Below are 1,584 nucleotides of genomic sequence, written 5' to 3'. Positions count from 1 at the left end.
CCATGTAACATTAGGTTCATACGGGCCAGGTTATAGGTCGTGGTGTTCAATTCTTGGCCGTGATAACTCACTAAATTGGGGTCTTGCACGTGCTGTCCGACATTTAATAGCAGCGAACCAGAACCAACCGCTGGATCATAAATAGTTCGAACTTGTTTGTCACCTGCATTGCGCTGATAAGTCACAATCTGGGCAATAATGTCGGACACCTGCCGCGGGGTATAAAATTCACCCGCTTTTTTACCGGAATCACTGGCAAATTGCGCGATTAAGTATTCATAGGCGTCACCTAAGACGTCGCCTTGATGATGGATAAGATCAATCGCATTTAAAGCTAACATAGTATCACTAATAGTTTGGTTCCGTTGTTGTAAAGAACTGCCTAATTTATTACTACTTAAATCCACATCGGCAAACAAGCCCGAAAAGTCTTGCGCTGAAGATAGATTTTGTGTCGACTGTTCCAGATCATGAAGTGCTTGAGATAAATCGTCTAATGCAAAAGTATGGGCTTGAATCTTGCCAATCAGGGTGGTGTACAACGCTTGTGGTTGAATTAAATAGCCGAGCGTGTTTTGCAAATACTCCACTAAACTGGGCTGCACCGAGACGCCTTCCAATTCAAACTGAGGATCCATATACTGAGCATATTTCCGGGTGACATTTTCGGTTTCGCCTGCCCAATCACTAAAGGTCGTTAAGGTTTTCTCAGATAGAAACCGATAAAAAATTAACCCCAATAAATAATTTTTATATTCAGAAGCGTCCATTTTCCCGCGTAAGACATCGGCCGCATTCCATAGGGCGCTTTCAAGTTGACTAGCTTGAGTTGTTTTTTCTGACATTGTTTAACCTCACTTATTTTTGTAGATAAATTGCTAAATCGTGTTCAATAAACTGCCGCCAAGCGGCCTGGGACTTAATCCGGTATAGTGGCAAAATAGCTGGAATCTTCGGCCCAGCGGCAGTTTGAGCTTGTAAGGCCGCTGCTAAATTCGCTGACTGCGTTAATTCTTGTTCATGATGCCATTCATCGGTACCCACGGTGTGTTCACGCGCCACCCGCAATAGGGCTGTTTGATCTAAGCCCCACGTGTGGGCGAATACCGACGTTTTTTTGACCAATTGTCTCTGGGCATAATCAGCCACCAACTCCCGAGCATTCAACGCTACTGGCGCTTGATTTTGGTCACTCTGTTGCTGAGACTGTTGCATTTGTTGCTCAATATAGGGCATGGCTTCGCGAATTAATTGAGCCTGTTGCGGTTGCGTTTCCGCTAATTTATTCAAACTAGCTTGTACTTTGGCACTATTTTGCAGGTAATCAGTCATATGGGCTTGGGCTTGATCAGGTGTCGTGTACTGTTGCTGTTCATCAATCCAATCTTGAATTAATTGCGTCAAATAATCATAATCCACCAAGACGACTGAACCAACGGCTAGGGAAAAGTCTAAGGCAGCTAATTCTTCGGGGACTTTCTCAGGTTCTTGGTTAGTAACCGCCGCTTTAATCCGCAGATATTTACCCGTATAGGATTCTACTTCGGGCTGAGCGATACCAAAGGCCTTTTCACTGTTTTCCCA

2 protein-coding genes are annotated in these 1,584 nt (G+C 44.3%); both read right to left on the bottom strand.

Going from position 1 to position 1,584, the window contains the following annotated elements; genetic code table 11:
• On the bottom strand, window positions 1-845 hold an 845-nt coding region (locus FHL06_RS12800; RefSeq protein ID WP_153386967.1), incomplete at its 3' end, for an N-6 DNA methylase.
• Between the two features lie 13 nt (window positions 846-858).
• Window positions 859-1,584 (bottom strand): type I restriction endonuclease subunit R, EcoR124 family (locus FHL06_RS12795; protein ID WP_420360976.1); only part of this gene is annotated, 726 nt, incomplete at its 5' end.

The organism is Companilactobacillus halodurans (assembly GCF_009600985.1).
Lineage (GTDB): Bacteria > Bacillota > Bacilli > Lactobacillales > Lactobacillaceae > Companilactobacillus > Companilactobacillus halodurans.
Note: the sequence above shows the minus strand (reverse complement) of the source record. Positions and strands in the feature narration are given on the sequence as shown.